Origin of the sequence: Allobosea sp. ASV33 (assembly GCF_016428755.1) — a bacterium.
Lineage (GTDB): Bacteria > Pseudomonadota > Alphaproteobacteria > Rhizobiales > Beijerinckiaceae > Allobosea.
On record NZ_JAELTI010000106.1, the window covers coordinates 1 to 17,200 of the forward strand.

At 66.2% G+C, this 17,200-nt stretch carries 19 protein-coding genes; 9 read left to right on the forward strand and 10 right to left on the reverse strand.

The window, feature by feature from the left end:
* Window positions 1-263: 263 nt before the first annotated feature.
* Window positions 264-545 (reverse strand): acyl carrier protein, encoded by a 282-nt coding sequence (locus JHD80_RS22960; RefSeq protein ID WP_047580420.1) that lies wholly within the window; start codon window positions 543-545, stop codon window positions 264-266.
* A gap of 206 nt (window positions 546-751) precedes the next feature.
* Complete coding sequence (gene acnA, locus JHD80_RS22965; RefSeq protein ID WP_199092173.1) at window positions 752-3,451, reverse strand: aconitate hydratase AcnA; 2,700 nt, start codon at window positions 3,449-3,451, stop codon at window positions 752-754.
* A gap of 219 nt (window positions 3,452-3,670) precedes the next feature.
* Between acnA and ccmA the strand changes: the two genes are divergently transcribed.
* Window positions 3,671-4,294, forward strand: a complete 624-nt coding sequence (gene ccmA / locus JHD80_RS22970; RefSeq protein WP_199092175.1) for a heme ABC exporter ATP-binding protein CcmA — start codon at window positions 3,671-3,673, stop codon at window positions 4,292-4,294.
* Between the two features lie 178 nt (window positions 4,295-4,472).
* Window positions 4,473-5,141 (forward strand): heme exporter protein CcmB, encoded by a 669-nt coding sequence (ccmB, locus tag JHD80_RS22975; protein ID WP_199092177.1) that lies wholly within the window; start codon window positions 4,473-4,475, stop codon window positions 5,139-5,141.
* A 5-nt stretch (window positions 5,142-5,146) separates the two neighbouring features.
* Here ccmB and JHD80_RS22980 read toward each other — a convergent pair whose 3' ends face one another.
* A complete protein-coding gene (locus tag JHD80_RS22980) occupies window positions 5,147-5,374 on the reverse strand; it encodes a hypothetical protein (protein ID WP_199092179.1) in 228 nt (75 codons plus the stop codon).
* A 203-nt stretch (window positions 5,375-5,577) separates the two neighbouring features.
* Here JHD80_RS22980 and JHD80_RS22985 point away from each other — a divergent pair, with 203 nt between their 5' ends.
* The 4 genes from JHD80_RS22985 to JHD80_RS23000 all read left to right on the forward strand — a co-directional run bounded on the left by JHD80_RS22985 (window position 5,578) and on the right by JHD80_RS23000 (window position 7,460).
* Window positions 5,578-5,817 carry a hypothetical protein gene (locus tag JHD80_RS22985; protein WP_199092181.1) on the forward strand — a complete coding sequence of 80 codons (240 nt, stop codon included), beginning with the start codon at window positions 5,578-5,580 and terminating at the stop codon, window positions 5,815-5,817.
* A 70-nt stretch (window positions 5,818-5,887) separates the two neighbouring features.
* Entirely contained in the window at window positions 5,888-6,688 is an 801-nt protein-coding gene (locus tag JHD80_RS22990; RefSeq protein ID WP_465246551.1) for a heme ABC transporter permease, read from the forward strand.
* Window positions 6,685-6,870, forward strand: a complete 186-nt coding sequence (gene ccmD, locus JHD80_RS22995) for a heme exporter protein CcmD (protein WP_199092183.1) — start codon at window positions 6,685-6,687, stop codon at window positions 6,868-6,870. The genes JHD80_RS22990 and ccmD overlap by 4 nt, the downstream gene beginning before the upstream one ends.
* Entirely contained in the window at window positions 6,867-7,460 is a 594-nt protein-coding gene (locus JHD80_RS23000; RefSeq protein ID WP_199092185.1) for a DsbE family thiol:disulfide interchange protein, read from the forward strand. Before ccmD ends, JHD80_RS23000 begins: the two co-directional genes overlap by 4 nt.
* Before the next feature lie 124 nt (window positions 7,461-7,584).
* On the opposite strand, the gene purQ is transcribed toward JHD80_RS23000, so the two are convergent.
* The 4 genes from purQ to purC form a co-directional block, all read right to left on the reverse strand.
* Window positions 7,585-8,277 carry a phosphoribosylformylglycinamidine synthase subunit PurQ gene (gene purQ, locus JHD80_RS23005; RefSeq protein WP_199092187.1) on the reverse strand — a complete coding sequence of 231 codons (693 nt, stop codon included), beginning with the start codon at window positions 8,275-8,277 and terminating at the stop codon, window positions 7,585-7,587.
* Between the two features lie 3 nt (window positions 8,278-8,280).
* A complete protein-coding gene (gene purS, locus JHD80_RS23010; RefSeq protein ID WP_199092189.1) occupies window positions 8,281-8,523 on the reverse strand; it encodes a phosphoribosylformylglycinamidine synthase subunit PurS in 243 nt (80 codons plus the stop codon).
* A gap of 84 nt (window positions 8,524-8,607) precedes the next feature.
* A complete protein-coding gene (locus JHD80_RS23015; RefSeq protein WP_199092191.1) occupies window positions 8,608-9,195 on the reverse strand; it encodes a hypothetical protein in 588 nt (195 codons plus the stop codon).
* Between the two features lie 41 nt (window positions 9,196-9,236).
* On the reverse strand, window positions 9,237-10,031 hold the full coding sequence (gene purC, locus JHD80_RS23020) for a phosphoribosylaminoimidazolesuccinocarboxamide synthase (RefSeq protein WP_199092193.1): 795 nt from the start codon (window positions 10,029-10,031) through the stop codon (window positions 9,237-9,239).
* 307 nt (window positions 10,032-10,338) lie between these two features.
* Between purC and JHD80_RS23025 the strand changes: the two genes are divergently transcribed.
* Complete coding sequence (locus tag JHD80_RS23025; RefSeq protein ID WP_199092195.1) at window positions 10,339-10,662, forward strand: DUF1476 domain-containing protein; 324 nt, start codon at window positions 10,339-10,341, stop codon at window positions 10,660-10,662.
* A 147-nt stretch (window positions 10,663-10,809) separates the two neighbouring features.
* Entirely contained in the window at window positions 10,810-11,589 is a 780-nt protein-coding gene (locus JHD80_RS23030; RefSeq protein WP_199092197.1) for an HpcH/HpaI aldolase family protein, read from the forward strand.
* 171 nt (window positions 11,590-11,760) lie between these two features.
* Here JHD80_RS23030 and JHD80_RS23035 read toward each other — a convergent pair whose 3' ends face one another.
* A complete protein-coding gene (locus JHD80_RS23035) occupies window positions 11,761-12,405 on the reverse strand; it encodes a DNA-3-methyladenine glycosylase family protein (protein WP_199092199.1) in 645 nt (214 codons plus the stop codon).
* Window positions 12,406-12,490: 85 nt separating this feature from the next.
* Between JHD80_RS23035 and gluQRS the strand changes: the two genes are divergently transcribed.
* A complete protein-coding gene (gene gluQRS, locus JHD80_RS23040; protein WP_199092201.1) occupies window positions 12,491-13,387 on the forward strand; it encodes a tRNA glutamyl-Q(34) synthetase GluQRS in 897 nt (298 codons plus the stop codon).
* A 106-nt stretch (window positions 13,388-13,493) separates the two neighbouring features.
* Here the strand turns inward: gluQRS and JHD80_RS23045 are convergent, their stop codons facing one another.
* Both JHD80_RS23045 and JHD80_RS23050 read right to left on the reverse strand, forming a co-directional pair.
* Window positions 13,494-14,411 carry an AEC family transporter gene (locus tag JHD80_RS23045; protein ID WP_199092203.1) on the reverse strand — a complete coding sequence of 306 codons (918 nt, stop codon included), beginning with the start codon at window positions 14,409-14,411 and terminating at the stop codon, window positions 13,494-13,496.
* Between the two features lie 110 nt (window positions 14,412-14,521).
* Window positions 14,522-16,546 carry a M23 family metallopeptidase gene (locus tag JHD80_RS23050; RefSeq protein WP_199092204.1) on the reverse strand — a complete coding sequence of 675 codons (2,025 nt, stop codon included), beginning with the start codon at window positions 16,544-16,546 and terminating at the stop codon, window positions 14,522-14,524.
* Window positions 16,547-17,200 lie beyond the last annotated feature (654 nt).

Genomic DNA, 17,200 nt, shown 5'->3' on the forward strand with positions numbered 1-17,200 from the left:
AAGGTTAATCGTCGGCAGCGTCAGATGTGTATAAGAGACAGGACTCGATTGGCTCGGAGCATGTCCGCGCTTCCTCGAAGCGCGGACATGCTCCTACTCTTTGTTGGGTCGCATTTTCTTTACGCGAACCGGTGCCCACTTCGCTCGAAAATGCTCTGGAACGGCGCAAGGCCGCGGCACGGATCGGATGATCCGCGCGACGGCCCCTATGCTCTATCGGGAGAGGGACGCCGGCTCAAGTCCGACGGCCTTCAGCGCAGGCTTTACGCCTTCTTGGCGGCGACGAGATCGTCGATGCGCTTGCAGAGGTTCTCGAGCACGAAATACTGCTCGGCGGGGGCCTTGCCCTCGTTGACTTCCTGCGTCCACTGCTCGAGCGGCAGCTTGATGCCGAAGGCCTTGTCGATCGCAAAGGCGATGTCGAGGAAGGCCAGGGAATCGATGCCGAGATCTTCGATCGCGTGGCTCTGCGGCGTGATCTTCTCCCGCGGAATATCGCAGGTTTCGGAAATGATGCCGGCGACCGTCTCGAACGTAGCGGACATGCTGCGGGTGCTCCCGTCTGTTGTCGGTGATGGCGGACGACATCCGAGCGCGGGATCTCGTCCCTGCGCCTGCCCCTAGTCGCCACCGAGGATGACTGAACCGCCCCCTTACACTGCGGCGGGCGCGAGGACAACCACGCGGAATACTTAATGCATCATGGCCGGCTTGCGCCGGCCATGACCCGTCTTGCTTGCTGCGCCGAAGCTTACGCCGCGAGGCCGCGCAGCACGTAGTGCAGGATGCCGGCGTTCTTGAAGTAGTCGATCTCGTCCAGCGTATCGATGCGGCAGAGGATTGGCACCTTCTTCACGGTACCATCGGCATAGGTGATCTCGGCTTCCATCATCTGGCGCGGCTTGACGTTGGCCAGGCCATGGATGGTGACGCTCTCGTCGCCCTTCAGGTCGAGCGAGGCCCAGCTCGTGCCTTCCTGCAGGGTGAAGGGCACGACGCCCATGCCGACCAGGTTCGAGCGGTGGATGCGCTCGAAGCTCTGGGCGATGACCGCCTTGACGCCGAGGAGGTTCGTTCCCTTCGCCGCCCAGTCGCGCGAGGAGCCGTTGCCGTATTCGACGCCGGCGAAGATCACCAGCGGCACCTTCTCCGCCTGGTACTTCATCGCCGCGTCGTAGATCGGCAGCTCTTCCTTGCTGGGATAGTGGATGGTGTAGCCACCCTCGCGGCCGTTCGGGCCGAGCATGTGGTTGCGGATGCGGATATTGGCGAAGGTGCCCCGCATCATCACCTCATGGTTGCCGCGGCGCGTGCCGTACTGGTTGAAGTCGGCCACCGCGACGCCATGCTCGGTCAGGTACGAGCCCGCCGGAGAGGCCGCCTTGATCGAACCGGCCGGGGAGATGTGGTCGGTGGTGATCTTGTCGCCGAACAGGCCGAGGATGCGGGCGCCCTTGATGTCGCCGATCGCGGCCGGCTGCTTGCCCATGCCCTGGAAATAGGGCGGGTTCTGCACATAGGTCGATGCGTCGTCCCAGGCATAGGTCTCCGAGGTCGGGGCATTGACCGCCTGCCAATGCGCGTCGCCCTTGAAGACGTCGGCATATTTCGCTTCGAAGATCGCGCGGGTGACGTTCTCACGGATGAAGCTCTGGATCTCCTTGTTGGAGGGCCAGATATCCTTGAGGTAGACGTCCTTTCCGTCCGAGCCCTGGCCGAGCGGCTGCGTGGTCAGGTCCATCTGGATCGAGCCGGCGAGCGCATAGGCCACGACCAGCGGCGGCGACGCAAGGTAGTTCGCCTGCACGTCCGGCGAGACGCGGCCTTCGAAATTGCGGTTGCCGGAGATGACGGCGCCCGCGATCAGGCCCTTCTCGTTGATCGTCTTCGAGATCGGCGCCGGCAGCGGGCCGGAATTGCCGATGCAGGTGGTGCAGCCGAAGCCGACCAGGTTGAAGCCAAGCTTGTCGAGATCGGTCTGGAGGCCGGACTTGGCGAGATACTCGGCGACGACCTGCGAGCCGGGCGCCAGCGAGGTCTTCACCCAGGGCTTGACCTTGAGGCCTTTGGCGACGGCGTTGCGTGCCAGCAGGCCCGCTGCCATCAGCACCGAGGGGTTAGAGGTGTTGGTGCAGGAGGTGATGGCGGCGATGACGACGTCACCATGGCCGAGATCGAAATCCTCGCCCTCGACCTCAACGCGGCGCGAAATCTCGGCGCCCTTTTTGTAATCCGTGTCCATGGCGGCGGCGAAGCCGGCCTTGACGCCGGAGAGATCGACGCGGCCTTCCGGACGCTTCGGGCCGGCCATCGAGGGCTTGACCGAGGAGAGATCGAGCTCGAGCGTGTCGGTGAAGACCGGATCCGGCGTCTCAGGGATAGCGAAGAGGCCCTGCGCCTTGCTGTAGGCCTCGACCAGCGCGATGCGGTCGGCCGCACGGCCGGTGGTGGTGAGATAGTCCAGCGTCTCGGCATCGACCGGGAAGAAACCGCAGGTCGCGCCGTATTCCGGGCCCATGTTGGCGATGGTGGCGCGGTCGGCCAGCGTCAGGTTGTAGAGGCCGGGGCCGAAGAACTCGACGAACTTGCCGACGACGCCCTTCTTGCGCAGCATCTGCGTGACGGTGAGCACGAGGTCGGTGGCGGTGATGCCTTCCTTGAGCGAGCCGGTCAGCTTGAAGCCGATCACTTCAGGCAGCAGCATCGACTGCGGCTGGCCGAGCATCGCGGCCTCGGCCTCGATGCCGCCGACGCCCCAGCCGAGAACGGCCAGGCCGTTGACCATGGTGGTGTGCGAGTCGGTGCCGACGACCGTGTCGGGATAGGCGACCTCGACCTCGACGCCGTCGATGGTCTCCTTGCGGGTCCAGACGGTCTGGGCGAGGTATTCGAGGTTGACCTGGTGGCAGATGCCGGTACCGGGCGGGACGACGCGGAAATTGTCGAAGGCGCCCTGGCCCCACTTCAGGAACTTGTAGCGCTCGGCATTGCGCTCGTATTCGAGCTCGACGTTCTGGGCGAGCGCCTTGGGCGTGCCGAACTCGTCGACGATGACCGAGTGGTCGATGACGAGATCGACGGGAACGAGCGGGTTGATCTTCTGCGGGTCGCCGCCGAGCGCCTTGACGCCGTCGCGCATCGCGGCGAGATCGACGACCGCCGGAACGCCGGTGAAGTCTTGCATCAGCACGCGGGCCGGGCGGAAGCCGATCTCCTTGCCGGCGGTGCCCTTGTCGTCGAGCCAGGCGACGAAGCCTTCGATATCCGCCTTGGTGACGGAGCGGCCATCCTCGAACTGCAGGAGGTTCTCGAGCAGCACCTTCATCGAGAAGGGCAGCTTCGAAATGCCCGGCAGGCCGTTCTTCTCGGCATCGGGGAGGGAGTAATAGGTGTAGGTCTTGCCGCCGGCAGTGAGCGTCTTGCGGGCTTTGAATGAGTCGAGCGAGGCCATTCGGGCTTGATCCTGATCAAGGGGTTGCGGTCGCGACCGGAGCGCCCTTGCGGACACTGCCGTTCGAAGGCCTAATGCGCATGACGCGCGCGCCGCCTCGGGAGTGCCCGAGCCCCGCGCCGGATCGGCGTGCGGCGTAGCCGCGGGTTCTATAGAGCAATTCCAAGAAGCGCGCTAGATGAACGAAATGAGCTCGAACGCATCTGCGGCAGCGCTGGCTTGAAACCGGCTTCCTTCCCTTCCACCAGCCTTCATGCCGAGGACCTCGCCTGCCGCCGCGGCGGCCGGTTGATCTTCGAGGGGCTGAGCTTCGTGTTGCGGCCGGGCGAAGCGATCGCGCTGACCGGCCGCAACGGCGCCGGCAAGTCGAGCCTGATCGCCATGCTCTGCGGGCGCCTGCGGCCTGATGGCGGCCGGATTCGGCTGGAGGGGAGCGAGGACGAGGCCGAATTGGCCGAAATCTCGCATCTCGTCGGGCATCGCGACGGGCTCAAGACGGCGCTGACGGCGCGCGAGAACCTCGTCTTTGCGCAGGAGGTGCTGGGCGACGCCGCTGCGACCCCCGACGAGGCACTGGCCGTCGTCGGGCTCGGCCATGCCGCTGAATTGCCGGCGGGCTATCTCTCCGCCGGACAGCGGCGGCGCGTGGCGCTGGCGCGGCTTCTCGTATCGCGGCGCCCTTACTGGCTACTCGACGAGCCGCTATCGGCGCTCGACACGGCCTCGCAGGCGATGGTGGCCGGGTTGATGCGCGATCATCTCACTGAGGGCGGCGCGATCCTGGCCGCGACCCATGGCCCGCTCGGGATCGAGGGCGCGCGCGAAGTCAGGATCGGGCTGTGACGGTGCTGCGCCCGATCCTCCGTCGCCATTCCGGGGCATCGCGTAGCGATGAGCCCGGAACCCAGAACCGCAGGCGTGGAAAAGGAGGGGCGGGCCGTTGCAGGTTTCTGGAGCATGGTATCGGCTCTGGATTCCGGGCTCACCCCTGCGGGGCGCCCCGGAATGACGGAGTCAGGCCGTGAAGCGCGCTTTCATGGCGATCCTGAAGCGCGACCTTGCTGTCGCCAGCCGGGCCGGCGGCGGTGGCGAGCTCGCGCTCGTCTTCTTCCTGACGATGGTCGTGCTCGTGCCTTTCGCGCTCGGGCCCGATCTCAATCTGCTCTCGCGGATCGGGCCGGCCATCCTTTGGCTCGGCGCGCTGCTATCGGTGATGATCGGGCTCGACCGCTTGTTCCAGAGCGATGAGGAAGACGGCTCGCTCGACCTGATCCGCGCTTCGGCCCTGCCGCTGGAACTCGCCGTGCTGGCCAAGGGGCTCGCGCATTGGCTGACGACGGGGCTGCCGCTGGCGCTGGTCTCGCCGCTGCTCGGCCTGCTAGTGGCCTTGCCGGGCGAGGGCGTGCTGCCGCTGGTCGCAACGCTTCTGGTCGGCACGCCGGCCTTGAGCTTCATCGGGGCGGGCGGGGCGGCGCTGGCGGCGAGCCTCAAGCGGGGCGGGTTGATCGTGCCGGTGCTGGTTGCACCGCTGACGGTACCGGTGCTGATCTTCGGCGTGTCCGCCGCCAATGCGGCCGTGGGCGGCACAGTGCCCTTCCTGACGCCGTTCCTGATCCTGTGCGCGATTTCGCTGGGGGCCATCGTGGTCGGCACGGTGGCTGCCGCCGCGGCGCTCCGATCGGCCGAATAGGCGGTTCAGTCGTGCTGCGGTGCCTGCGGCGCGAACTCGATCGGGTGGCCGCATTGGGTTGCGAACTTCGCGACGGATACCGCGATATCCTCGAGCGCGACGTTCCGCTCGACGAAAGCGCGGCGGATTTCCTCGGCGGTGGCGTTGACGTCGAGGACGGATACCTCGTCGATTTTGCTGCGTACCTTCATCTCGACGGCGCGCTGCATGTCTTCCGACAGCTTGATCAACATGGTCGATCCTCCTGACCCTCAAGCTAGCGCATGGATGTGGCCGACGCAATCCGCAATCTCAAAAAAGCATAATATTCTCAATAGTTTAGTAAAATAACAAACTGTACGAAGCGGCTCCGCTGGCGGTATCTGGGGCGCTGCTTGCATCGCAGCCGACGGCGCTGTTATCGTCCCTTACTCATTTTAATGTGGCTGCCCCAAAGATGTCGTCCGACGAACGCGCCGAACGCCTCCAGATCATGCTGAGCCAGGAGGAGTTGCGCGCCCTGGAGGATTGGCGTTTCGCCAAGCGCATGCCGAGCCGCGCGGCTGCCGTACGGGAATTGCTGCGACGCGGCCTGACGGCCGAGGGTTTCGACCTCGCGGGAGAGGGCGTCCAATCCAAGCAGTTCGGCATCGTCGACAAGGGCGGCGCGGAGGCCTCGACGGACGAGGACGCCTAGCCGAAGCGTGATTGTCGCAGCCGCTCGGCATCCATTGCTTGGAACCCGTCGAGATTGCTAAAGCTGCGCCATGGCGCTCAAGCCCCGCACAGATGACATCGCCGGCATCATGGCCAGCCTGATCGACCTCGCCAACCCGACGCGCTTCATGCGCTTCTCGGCCGTGGTGCTGCCTTGGCTTGCCGCCATCGCGACGCTTCTGATCGTCGTGGGCTTGTATCTCGCCTGGTTCGAGGCGCCCGCCGATTATCAGCAAGGCGAGACCATCCGCATCATGTTCATCCATGTGCCGGCTGCCTGGCTCGCCATGATGTTTTATTCGATGATGACGCTTTCGGCGCTGGGCACGCTGGTCTGGCGTCATCCGCTCGCCGATGTCGCGCAGAAGGCGGCGGCGCCGATCGGCGCGTGCTTCGCGCTGATCTGCCTCGTCACCGGCTCGCTCTGGGGCAAGCCGATGTGGGGGACCTACTGGGTCTGGGATGCGCGGCTGACATCCATGCTCGTGCTGCTGCTGATCTATCTCGGCCTGATCGCACTGTGGCGGGCGCTCGACGATCCCTCGCGCGCGGCGCGGGCCGTCGCCATCCTGACGCTGGTCGGCTTCGTCAACGTGCCGATCATCAAGTTCTCGGTCGATTGGTGGAACACGCTGCACCAGCCGGCCTCGGTGCTGCGCATGGGCGGGCCGACGATCCATCCCTCGATGCTCTGGCCGCTGCTGATCCTGGCCGTCGGCTTCACGCTGTTCGCGCTCTCGCTGCACATGGTCGCGATGCGAGCCGAGATCATGCGCCGGCGCGTGCGGACGCTGACGATTCTCGAAGCGGAGCGGCTCGACAGATTGGCGGCGCAAGGCGTGCCGGCATGAGCGGTCTCATCGATCATCTTGGGCCGCATGCCGGCTTCATACTGGCATCCTATGGCGCGGCGGGGCTCGTCCTCATCGGGCTGACGCTGGCGATCCTGCGTGACCACGCCGCCCAGAAGCGGGCGCTCGATGCGCTGGAGCGCCGTGGCGCCGGCCGCCGTTCGGGCCGGGAGGGCGCATGAGCCAGGTCGAGGCCGCGCCGCGGCGGCGTTCGCCGCTGGTCTTTCTCGCGCCGCTGATCATCTTCGGCGGGCTCGCGATCGTCTTCGCTGTCGGCCTGTTCAGCGGCGACAAGAGCAAGGTGCCTTCCGCGCTGATCGGGCGCGTCGCACCGGCGATCGCTCTCGCCCCATTGGAAGGCCTGCAAAGGGACGGAAGGCCGGTGCCGGCCTTCGGCAATGCCGATCTCGCGATGGGCAAGGCGACGCTGGTCAATGTCTGGGCGAGCTGGTGTGCGCCCTGCCGGGTCGAGCATCCCGTGCTGATGGGCCTGGCCGAGACCGATGCGGTCAGGCAGGGCAAGGTCGCACTGGTCGGGATGAACTACAAGGACGAGGCCGAGAATGCGCGGCGCTTCCTCGGTGCGCTCGGCAATCCATTCTCGGCCGTGGGGGCGGATCAGGCCGGGCGCGGGGCGATCGAGTGGGGCGTCTACGGCGTGCCCGAGACCTTCGTGATCGGGCCGGACGGGCATATCCTGGACAAGCATGTCGGCCCGCTCGACCAGATGGCGGCGAGCAAACTGCTGCAGCGGGCGCTGAAGGGGCGATAGCAAGTCGTCATGCCCGGGCCTGACCCGAGTTCGCATGCCGAAAGGGCGCCTATTCCGGAAGAGATTCTCGGGTCTGCGCTTCGCTTCGCCCGAGAACGACGTGCCTGTGTCGGCTCGGCGCGCTTCAGGCGGCCTTGGCGCTGACGAGGCTCTGGAACAGGCCGCGCCCGTCGGTGCCGCCGACCAGCGAATCGATCAGGTTCTCCGGGTGCGGCATCAGGCCGAGCACGTTGAAGCCCTGCGAATAGATGCCGGCGATGTTGTTGAGCGAGCCGTTGGGGTTCGCCTCGGCCGTGACGTTGCCCTCGGCATCCGCATAGCGGAAGGCAACGAGGCCTTCGCCTTCGAGGCGGGCGAGCGTCTCGGCATCGGCGATGTAGTTGCCTTCGCCATGGGCGATGCAGACATCGATCGCCTGGCCCTTGGCATAGGCGCTCGTATAGGGCGTGTCGTTTCGCTCGACCGTGAGGTGCTGGCGCTTGCAGACGAATTTGAGATGGGCGTTGCGCACGAGGATGCCGGGCAGGAGTCCCGCCTCGCAGGCGATCTGGAAGCCGTTGCAGATGCCCAGCACATAGCCGCCGCGGGCGGCATGGGCGCGGGTGGCGTCCATGATATGGGCGCGGCCGGCAATGGCGCCGGTGCGCAGATAGTCGCCATAGGAGAAGCCGCCCGGCAGCACGACGAGGTCGGTCCCGTCAGGCAGATCGGTGTCGCCGTGCCAGACATGGATGACCTCGGCGCCGGCCTGCTTCAGCGCCTTGGCGACGTCGCCGTCACGGTTGGAGCCGGGAAAGGTGATGACGGCCGCTTTCATCGCTCAGGCTCCGATCTCGACGCGGTAGTTCTCGATCACGGTGTTGGCGAGGAGCTTTTCGCAGGCGGCCTTGAGGGCGGCCTCGGCGGCGGCCTTGTCCGAGCCCGAGAGCTCGATGTCGAAGACCTTGCCCTGGCGCACCGACTCGACGCCGGCGATGTCGAGCGACTTCAGCGCGCCTTCGATCGCCTTGCCCTGCGGATCGAGCACGCCGGTCTTCAGGGTGACGGTGACGCGGGCTTTCATGGGGATCTCCGGACGCGGATTGTTACGGGGTGCCTTAACGATGAATCAGGGCGGGCTCAACCGTTTCCCGCCGTTTCACGTGAATCAGCGGCTGCGCCAGGCGCCCTGCGCATCGCGGCGGGCGGCCTCGGCGGTATCGCTCACGCCGAGCGCGACGACCAGACGCTCGGCTTCGCGACCATAGAGGATCGCGGTGACGGCCTCGCGGCCGGCGGTATCGAGCGAGCGGATCGTCACGAGCACGCCCTTCGCTTCGTCCGAATCGATGCGGGCGACATCGGTCGCGCTGCGGGCTTGGGGTTTCGCGTCCGGCTTCTTCTTCAGCTTGCGCTGCGCCTTGCGGCGCTCGGCTGCCTTCGCCGCGGCGAGCTGCGCGAAAGCCCGCCCGAGGCTTGCAGGGCTTTCCGACAGGGCCTTTTCCATATCGCGGGCCTGCTCGCCTTCGAGGGCGATGACCGCCGCGAAGCCCTGGCGCGTGCAGCTCTCGCGCGGGCAGAACACCATCGAACGGGCTTCCAGCCCGTCATTCAACACCCAGGAGCCGATCGGCAGCGGTTGCCAGCCCTGCGAGGCCGGCAATTCGGCGATGCCGGGCCCGAAATCATGCGAGCAGGCGGCGAGCAGGAGCCCGCCGATCAGAGCCAGGGCCGCGATATGAAAACGGGAGCGCATGCGCTCCCGTTTCATTCGCGAAAAAGGCCGGGCTATGGCGCTCACTGCACGAGGCGAGGGCCGGTCGGGCCGGGGTTCTCGTTCTCGCCGAGAATGCCGAGGCGGCGGGCGACTTCCGAATAGGCCTCGATCAGGCCGCCCATGTCGCGGCGGAAGCGGTCCTTGTCCATCTTGTCCTTGGACTTGATGTCCCAGAGCCGGCAGGAATCGGGGCTGATCTCGTCGGCGACGACGATGCGCATCATCTCGCCTTCCCAGAGCCGGCCCGTCTCCATCTTGAAGTCGACCAGGCGGATGCCGGCGCCGAGGAAGAGGCCGGAGAGGAAGTCGTTGACGCGGATGGCCAGCGCCATGATGTCGTCGATCTCCTGCGGCGTCGCCCAGCCGAAGGCGGTGATGTGCTCTTCCGAGACCATCGGGTCGTTCAGCGCGTCGTTCTTGTAATAGAACTCGATGATCGAGCGCGGGAGCTGCGTGCCTTCCTCAAGGCCGAGGCGAGTCGCCAGCGAGCCGGCGGCGATATTGCGCACGACGACTTCGAGCGGGATGATCTCGACCTCGCGGATGAGCTGCTCGCGCATGTTCAGCCGGCGGATGAAATGCGTGGGCACGCCGATATCGTTGAGATTCGAGAAGATGTGCTCGGAGATGCGGTTGTTGAGCACGCCCTTGCCGTCGATCACTTCATGCTTCTTGGCATTGAAGGCGGTGGCGTCGTCCTTGAAATGCTGGATCAGCGTACCGGGCTCGGGTCCTTCATAGAGGACCTTCGCCTTGCCTTCGTAAATGCGACGGCGGCGATTCATGGGTATGTACCGTGGCTTGAGGAAATCCAAAGGTCGGCCCTTCTCTGGACGCGATGAGGTCGCGGCGGGATCTGGCCCCTGATCTGTTCTTGTCCTGCGCCGTCGGCCTCTCGAATGCAAATCCGATGGCGGCAACGATGCCGGCTGCATGCGCGGGAACCGGAGGCACCCACGCGCCTGCTATATGGAGTGTCTCGACCGCAAACGCAACAAATCGGCGTTTGAAGGCTTCCCGAGGCTTAAAGAGCGCTGAAGGCGGCGATCGAGGCTGGCCCTCGTCCCGCCGCCAACCTATATGATTGGGAGATATATTCCCCGGAAAGGACATGGACGCCGCATGACGACCTTCGACCAGCGCAAGGACGCCTATGAGAACAAGTTCGCCCATGACGAGGAGCTGCGCTTCAAGGCGACCGCCCGGCGCAACAAGCTGCTCGGGCTCTGGGCTGCCGAGAAGCTCGGCAAGAGCGGCGCCGACGCCGATGCCTATGCGAAGTCCGTGGTCGTAGCCGATTTCGAGGAAGCCGGCGAGGAGGACGTGGTGCGGAAGGTCAAGAACGACTTCACGCTCGCTGGCGTCGCCGTGACCGATGCCGAGATTCGGACTGTGATGACCGAGCTGCTGATCAAGGCGGCCGACGAGATCCAGTCAGGCCGGTAAGATCACCCGGCCGGGCGCGTCCCGGCTGACGCAGGACGTCTCTGAAACGGGCGCATGGGCGCCCGTTTGCATTTCGGGCCCGGGGCGGGTCAACCTGCGTCGGCCGCAGCTCTCGTCCGAAGCGCGGCCCGAAAGCGGATGAAAACCATGGCCAAGTCCACCGTCCTGTCCTCCCTCGCCGATCGTTTCGCCAAGGGGGACAGCATCGTCTCGGCCTGGTGCGGCCTGCCCGATCCGTCTGTCTCGGCGACGCTCGCGCAGGAGGATTTCGACGCGATCACGCTCGACATGCAGCACGGTCCGATCACGCTGGCCGAAGTCATCCGGGCCATTCCGCTGATCAACGCCGCCGGCAAGCCGGTGATCGCGCGCATTCCGGTCGGCGAATTCCAGAATGTCTCGAAGCTGTTCGACAGCGGCGTCTCCGGCGTCATCGCACCGATGATCAACACGATGGAGGATGCCCGGCGCTTCGCGGCCTATGCCAAGTACCCGCCGATGGGCGAGCGCAGCTGGGGCAGCTATGGCGGGCTCGGCGCGTCGGGCCTCGACCAGAACAGCTATCTCAAGACCGCCAACAGCTTCTCGATGACCTTCGCGATGATCGAGACGCGCGAGGCGATGGCGATCGTCGACGACATCCTGGCGCTGGACGGGATCGACGCGCTGTTCGTCGGGCCGTCCGACCTGTCGATCGCGCTGTCCGGCGGGGCGAAGGTCGATGCGACCGCGCGCGAGGTCGATGAAGCGCTCAAGCATGTCGTCGCCCGCGCCTCGGCCGTGAACAAGCCGGTCGCCTTCTATTGCGCGACGGCGGAGCGCGCCAAGCAGGGCCTCGCCATGGGCGCGCGCATGGTCACGGTGATGAGCGATTCGTCGATGCTGCGCGCTGCCGCGCAGACGGCGCTGAAGATCACGCGAAGCTGATCCCGGATCATATCTCTTCGGCTCCCGTTCCTGCGAAGAAACAGGCCGTCATCCCGGGCTTGACCCGGGATCCATCGTAGAGCGCAGAGCCCTATGATGGATCCCGGATCTCCGCTTCGCTGCGTCCGGGATGACCGCGTTTCTACGCGAAGGCAGTCAGGGCCTCATGCTTCAGGCGTTGATGCCCTCGCGGCGCTTCAGCAAGGCGTAATCCGCCCAGAGCAGCCGCGCGGCGACGCCGCGCCAGGGCCGCCAGGCCTCGGCCATGGCCTGGAGCTCGGCCGGTTTCGGGCGCGCTGCGAGGCCGAAGGCGTGGCGGGCGGCTTCCTGGATGGCGAGGTCGCCGGCGGCGAAACCGTCGCGATGCCCGAGACAGAACAGCAGGTAGACATCGGCCGTCCAGGGACCGATGCCCGAGATCGCCGTCATCAGGGCGTGGACCTCCTCGGGCGAGGCGTGTTCGAGCGCCTCGAAGGCGAAGCGGCCTTCGACCAATGCCGAAGCGAGCGCGAGCAAGGTGCGCTGCTTCGGGCGCGACAACCCGGACAGGCGCATATCGTCATCCGTCGCGGCTAGCACGCGCTCGGGCGTCAGCGGCAGGAACACGCCGGCGAAGCGATTCCAGACGGCGCGCGCGCTGGCGACGGACAATTGCTGGGAGACGATGATCGCGGCGAGGCCGGGAAAGCCGCCCTCGCGCAGTCTGAGCGGCGGGAGCCCGGTGCGCGCGACGATCGGCTGCCAATCCGGGTGTAGGGCGACCAGCGCGGCCATCCCTTCCTCGAGATCGGCGTTGGAGGTGATTCTCTCGATCATGATCCGGGTATCGATGGCAGAGGCGACGGCTTTCGTCAGCAGGGAGCGGCTTGGCGCCTGCCTGCGCAGTCCCTAGACAGGAAAGATGGCGTCCGCTCCACCCGATTCCAGCCAGCCGGTCTTCCGCTTCGCGCCGAGCCCGAACGGCCGCCTCCATCTCGGCCATGCCTTGTCGGCTTTGACCAACGAGGCGCTGGCGGATCATTTCGGCGGGCGCCTGCTGTTGCGGATCGAGGATATCGACCTAACGCGGTGCCGCCCGGAATTCGTCGCGGGAATCGAAACCGATCTGGAATGGCTCGGTATCCGGTTCGAGTCCGGCTTCCGCCGGCAATCCCAGCATTTCGACGCCTATGCCGCGGCGCTTGCGAGCTTACGCGAGCGCGGGCTGATCTATCCCTGCTTCTGCTCCCGGCAGGAGATCCGCAATGCCGTCGCCGCACGCGAAGCCGAGACCAACCAGCCCTGGCCGGTCGATCCCGATGGCGCACCGCTCTATCCCGGTCTCTGCAAGGCGCTCGATCCGGGCGAGGTGGCGCAGCGCATGGCGGCTGGAGAGGAGCATGTGCTGCGGCTCGACATGGCGGCGGCGATCGCCACGGCGGGGCGGCGGCTGGGGTATACGGCCTTCGATGCGGCTGGTGATCGGCGTGTCGTTGAGGTCGCGCCGGAGCGCTGGGGCGATGTCGTGCTCGCCCGCAAGGATGTGCCGACGAGCTATCATCTCGCGGTCACCGTCGACGACGCCTTGCAGGGCGTGACCCATGTCGTCCGAGGCCGCGATCTCGAAGCCGCGACTGATGTCCATGTCCTGCTGCAGCATCTGCTCGGTCTGCCGACGCCGCTTTACCATTTCCATCGCCTGCTGCTCGACGATGACGGGCAGAAGCTCGCCAAGAGCCGGGCTTCGCAGAGCCTCGCTGCCTTGCGCGCAAGTGGCGTTACCGCGGCGGAGATCCGCCGGCGTCTCGGCTTCGCCTGACGGAGCATGTCCGTGCTTCTCCGAAACGCGGACATACTCCGAGGCATTATCCGGCGCATTTTCTTCACGCGAACCGGTATCCACTTCGCTCGAAAATGCTCTTGTTTCAGCCGACGCCGAGGAAGGTCAGCCAGGCCGCCGTCGAGAACAGCGAGAGCAAGGTCGAGAGCGTGATCGCGCTCGATGCGTCGGCGACGCCCTGTCGATAGCGCTCGGCGAAGAGATAGGCGTTGATCCCGCAGGGGCAGGCTGCAAACAGTACGGCGACGCCCGACCAGTGGACCGGCATCTCGAAGACCCGCGTCGCCAGCCAGTAGACCAGCAGGGGATGCAGGCCGAGCTTCAGCGCGCTCAGCACGGTCGGCAGGGCGAGGCCGGATTCGAGGCCGTAGCGGCGCATGGCGATGCCGAGGCTGATCAGTGCGCAGGGCACGGCCGCACCCGCGAGCAGGTCGACCAGCGTCCAGACCGGCGTCGGAATGAGATGGATGATCGGCCGCACCGCCGAGCCGAGGATGATGCCGATGATAATCGGATGGGTGAAGAGGCGCTTGATCAGAAGCGGGATCGAGGCCGTGCGGCCTTCCGCCAGCAAGGTCGCCGCCGTCATCGTGACCGGCAGATGGACGGCGAGCAGCAGGCCGAGCGGCACCGCCCCGGCATCGCCATAAGCCTTCAGGATCATCGGCACGCCGACGAAGACGGTGTTCGACTGGGCGGCGGCAAAGCCGGAGACGACCAGCTCCGGCCCCTTCCGCGCGAAGAACCGCGAGGCGATGGCCATGGCCAGCGCCCAGACCACGGCGAGCCCGGCGAAATAGGCGACCCAGTAGCCCCAAGGCTGGGTCGCGGGGATATCGGCCTTGGCGAGCGTCCGGAACAACAGGCAGGGCACGGCGAGGACGAAGACGAAATCCGACAGGCCCTCGCCTGTGGTCTCGCGCAGGAGCTTGGTCCAGCGCGCGCAATAGCCGAGGCCGATCAGCCCGAAGACGGGCAGGACGACGAGGAGGGAGGCGAGCATGGCTTCGGAACTCGCGCGAGAGAAATGCCTCGTTCCGCGGTGTCCGTTTGCGCGCGCGCTGTCAAGCAGCGAGGGCGTGGCGAGCGGCCGAATGCTCCGCCGTCATGCGCTCAGCGCAATTGCGCGACCGTGCCACCGGCCTTCTCGATCAGCCCGCGAATCTCGTCGCGCTGGCGCTTGAATTCGGCCAGCGTGGTACCCTGAAGCTCGCGCCCGCGCGGCACGCGGATCTTCATAGGGTTGACGAAATTGCCGTTGACCAGGACCTCGTAATGCAGGTGCGGGCCGGTGGAGAGGCCGGTCGAGCCGAGATAGCCGATGACCTGGCCCTGACGCACCTTGGCACCGGGCACGATGCCGGCCGCGAAATTCGACTGGTGCGAATAGGTCGTGACATAGCCGTTGGCGTGCTGGATCTCGGTGTGCTTGCCATAGCCGGAGGACCAGCCGGCCTTGAGCACGGTGCCGTTGCCGGCGGCGAGGATCGGCGTGCCGATCTTGTTGGCCCAGTCGATGCCGGTATGCATCTTCGAATAGCGCATGATCGGGTGGTAGCGCATGCCGAAGCCCGAACGCAGCTCGCCATCGGCGATCGGCTTGCGCAGCAGGAACTTCTTCAGCGATTTGCCCTCTTCGTCGAAATACTCGATCAGCCCGTCATCGGGGGACTGGTAGCGGAAGACCCGGCGCGCTTCGCCGTTGACGGTCAGGGTCGCGGACAGGATCTCGGCGCGCTCGCCCTCGTCCTCCTCGGTGAAGATCACCTCCAGATTGTCGCCGCCATGGACGCGCTGCTGGAAATCGAGATCGTAGGAGAAGATGCGGACGAGCTCGTCGACCAGCGGGCGCGGCAGGTCGTGCCGCGCGCCGGTCTCGTAGAGGCTCTCATAGAGCCGGGCGCCGCCCGAATCCTCATCCTCGTCGCCATCCTCGGCATTGCGCCGCTGCGGCTTCTGCGGGCCGGCCACATCCTGGCGCGGCAGGTCCACCGGCACGAAGGCGCCCTTGTCGTTCATCGCGATCGTGCCGTCGGGCTGGCCGTTGGTGAGCAGCGAGACGCGCATGATCTGGCGGGGATCGCCCGTACGGGGCCCGGGTGCGTAAAGCACCTGCAGGACCTGGCCATCGGGCAGGGCGGAGGTGCGGACCTTGCCACCGAAGGCCGCGATCATTGTGCGGACCTGCTCGGGGGTGACGCCGGCGCCGCGCATGACCTGCTCGAAATTCTCGCCGCGCTTGGCCATCAGCAGCTTGTCCTCGACGAGAGGCTCGCGTGAGGCGGGGATCGGCGTCTTCGGCGCGTTGGTGACGTTTTCCGGCACGACGCGGACCTCGATGCCGGAGAACCGCGTGTCGGTCGCGGGCGCATAGGCGAGCATATCGGTGCCCGGTGCGGCGGTGCCGGTCAGCGTGCGGCTGAGCATCAGTTGCGGCGGAATCGGCAGGGCACGCTGGCGGCCGGAGTTCGCCATGTTGGCGCGCTCTTCCTCGATCTGGGAGATCACCTCGGCATCGCTGAGCTGCGGCTTGCCGGAGGGCAGGGTCAGATCGCCGAGATCGCGTTTGACGATGGTGACGTCGGCATCCGGCATATCCTGCGCCGGTTCGGCATAGCGCTCCTCGGGCTGCCCGCCTTCGGCGAAGAGGCGCAGCGGATTGAAGGGCGGGATATTGGTGGCATAGACGCCGGTGGTGAGCGAGAGGTTGGACGCCAACCGCACGAAGGGCCGGACGCGGATGACCTCGCGGTCGCCGGTGCGCTGCGACATCGGCGCCCGCAGCGTGTGGCGGGCCGCCATGACCGGCTGGTCGGCGACGAGCTTGTCGGCCTTGCGCGCGCCGCCGCCATCGCCCGCGGCCGAGGAGGCGCGGACCGTGACCGTCTCGGGCTGCTCGGGATAGCTGGTGTCGCCGCGCATCGCGACGAGGATCGCCGCGCCGAGCAAGGCAGCGCCGCAGGAGCCGACAAGGGCGCAGGCGAAGAGCCAGCGCAGCGAGACGCCGCGACGATCGAGCGGCTGCTGCCGGGAGTCGGCCGGCTGTATCGGCGGTTCGATCCCGAGATCGACCAGCAGGGCCGCCGCCTCGGGGGCAAGCGGCTCGACCGGCTGTGCGAACTCGGGATGGGCGTTCATGGAGCGGTGGCTGCTTCTTGCGGGCTGTCTCGAAATCTCGATGGCGGCCCTCGCCGAAGCGAAAGCGCCTTGAACGCGTCCTGACGAAAGCGCGGCAGGACCATGCCCGTGCCGGAAGCCGGAATCAATCCGTTCAGCCGTGGACGATCTCCTGTGCTGGGAGATTGCGGCTGTTTTGGGAAAGGGCAGGTGCGTGGACCCGCGCCGCACGCGCCCGCACACAGGAGCACGCGCTCGCATGTACCATATAAGGGCCGGACGATTTCGGCCGCTCATCGCTCGGAAGCCGTGTCGGATGGCAAGAATTCGGAACCTTGGGCTTCGGCCGGTCTTCGACGATAAAAATTTTGCACCGCAACAGCGCCGAAGGAAGAGGACGACGTTTCAAGCATCATCGGGCAGGGAGTCGTACGCGCTGAAAATCCGCAAAAATGAGCCCCTGGACGGGGTTTTGCGGGGGATCGAAAAAAGAAATGCGATCCGTCAAAAAAACTTCATCGAGCGTGTTGACTTCCAATCCGGGCCTGGCCTATAAACCGCCCATCGAGACGGCGCCGCCGCTGAGCGGCGCCTCTTCTGCGCTTCCTTAGGACGCTGGGGCTTAGGCCGGTTCGCCGGACGGTTTCCTGTCTGAATTTGTTGAAGCCACGCTGT

What these genes read in the sequence shown, in the direction of transcription:
- acnA (WP_199092173.1), bottom strand. Translation starts at nt 3,451, where the DNA reads ATGGCCTCGCTCGACTCATTCAAAGCCCGCAAGACGCTCACTGCCGGC.
- JHD80_RS22960 (WP_047580420.1), bottom strand. Translation starts at nt 545, where the DNA reads ATGTCCGCTACGTTCGAGACGGTCGCCGGCATCATTTCCGAAACCTGC.
- JHD80_RS22990 (WP_465246551.1), top strand. Translation starts at nt 5,888, where the DNA reads ATGGCGCTCAAGCCCCGCACAGATGACATCGCCGGCATCATGGCCAGC.
- purS (WP_199092189.1), bottom strand. Translation starts at nt 8,523, where the DNA reads ATGAAAGCCCGCGTCACCGTCACCCTGAAGACCGGCGTGCTCGATCCG.
- JHD80_RS23050 (WP_199092204.1), bottom strand. Translation starts at nt 16,546, where the DNA reads ATGAACGCCCATCCCGAGTTCGCACAGCCGGTCGAGCCGCTTGCCCCC.
- purQ (WP_199092187.1), bottom strand. Translation starts at nt 8,277, where the DNA reads ATGAAAGCGGCCGTCATCACCTTTCCCGGCTCCAACCGTGACGGCGAC.
- JHD80_RS23045 (WP_199092203.1), bottom strand. Translation starts at nt 14,411, where the DNA reads ATGCTCGCCTCCCTCCTCGTCGTCCTGCCCGTCTTCGGGCTGATCGGC.
- JHD80_RS23035 (WP_199092199.1), bottom strand. Translation starts at nt 12,405, where the DNA reads ATGATCGAGAGAATCACCTCCAACGCCGATCTCGAGGAAGGGATGGCC.
- gluQRS (WP_199092201.1), top strand. Translation starts at nt 12,491, where the DNA reads ATGGCGTCCGCTCCACCCGATTCCAGCCAGCCGGTCTTCCGCTTCGCG.
- JHD80_RS23000 (WP_199092185.1), top strand. Translation starts at nt 6,867, where the DNA reads ATGAGCCAGGTCGAGGCCGCGCCGCGGCGGCGTTCGCCGCTGGTCTTT.
- JHD80_RS22980 (WP_199092179.1), bottom strand. Translation starts at nt 5,374, where the DNA reads ATGTTGATCAAGCTGTCGGAAGACATGCAGCGCGCCGTCGAGATGAAG.
- JHD80_RS23030 (WP_199092197.1), top strand. Translation starts at nt 10,810, where the DNA reads ATGGCCAAGTCCACCGTCCTGTCCTCCCTCGCCGATCGTTTCGCCAAG.
- ccmD (WP_199092183.1), top strand. Translation starts at nt 6,685, where the DNA reads ATGAGCGGTCTCATCGATCATCTTGGGCCGCATGCCGGCTTCATACTG.
- JHD80_RS22985 (WP_199092181.1), top strand. Translation starts at nt 5,578, where the DNA reads ATGTCGTCCGACGAACGCGCCGAACGCCTCCAGATCATGCTGAGCCAG.
- JHD80_RS23025 (WP_199092195.1), top strand. Translation starts at nt 10,339, where the DNA reads ATGACGACCTTCGACCAGCGCAAGGACGCCTATGAGAACAAGTTCGCC.
- JHD80_RS23015 (WP_199092191.1), bottom strand. Translation starts at nt 9,195, where the DNA reads ATGCGCTCCCGTTTTCATATCGCGGCCCTGGCTCTGATCGGCGGGCTC.